This is a genomic window from Tepidimonas sp. (genome assembly GCF_046292505.1).
Taxonomy (GTDB): domain Bacteria; phylum Pseudomonadota; class Gammaproteobacteria; order Burkholderiales; family Burkholderiaceae_C; genus Tepidimonas.
On record NZ_JBKBQX010000127.1, the window covers coordinates 1 to 1005 of the forward strand.

General features: G+C 65.8%; 1 protein-coding gene. It reads left to right on the forward strand.

Features of this window, described 5'->3' with window-relative positions; all coding sequences use genetic code 11:
- Positions 1 to 2: 2 nt before the first annotated feature.
- The coding region (locus tag ACK4TH_RS12200) for an IS5 family transposase (protein WP_409626831.1) at positions 3 to 1005 on the forward strand (1003 nt) is incomplete at its 3' end.

The window sequence follows — 1005 nt, forward strand, 5'->3', positions numbered from 1 at the left end:
CCCTGCGCCAGCTGCGCCTTCTGGTCGATGCGGTGCTGGCGAGCATGGACAAGGAATTCGAGGCGGCCTATGCCCAGACCGGGCGACCGTCGGTGCCGCCGGAGCGGCTCCTGAAGGCCATGCTGCTGCAAATCCTGTTCACCATCCGCTCCGAGCGCCTCTTGGTCGAGAGCATCGACTACAACCTCTTGTATCGCTGGTTCGTGGGGCTGGCCATCGATGACCCGGTCTGGGACCACTCCACCTTCAGCGCCAACCGGGAGCGTCTGTTCAACGAAGGACTGGCCCGGGTGTTCTTCGAGCGGGTCAAGGGCTTGGCCGACTGGCGGCGGCTGACTTCCAGTGAGCACTTCAGCGTCGACGGCACGTTGATTGATGCCTGGGCATCGCACAAGAGCTTCCGGCCCAAGGACGGTGATGGCCCGAGGCCGCCGGGGCGCAATCCCGAAGTGGATTTCAAGGGCCGCTCCCGCGCCAATGACACGCACGTCTCGACCACGGACCCGGAGGCCCGCCTGTTCAAGAAGGCCGAAGGCACGGCCTCCCGGCTGTGTCACATGAGCCATGTGCTGATGGAGAACCGCAACGGCCTGGTGGTGGATGTGGCCACCACGCTTGCCACAGGCAAGGCTGAGCGGCAGGCGGCCTTGAAGCTTCTGGCGCGTCACGCCCGGCGCGGCGCCACGGTTGGGGCAGACAAAGGCTATGACACCGCCGACTTCGTCGCGGGCTGTCGCCGACTGGGCGTCACGCCGCACGTCGCGCGAAAGAAGACTGGCTCGGCAATTGATGGCCGGACGACGCGGCATGCGGGCTATCAAACCTCCCTCAAGGTGCGCAAACGGATCGAGGAGGCCTTCGGCTGGTTGAAGACGGTAGCGGGCTTGCGCAAGACGCGTCTGATCGGCCAGGCGAAGTTGGCGGGCCAGGCGCTGCTGTGCTTTGCTGCGTACAACCTGGTTCGCATCGGCTGGCCGGGTTGGCGCCGCCGGTCTCGTTTGTTCG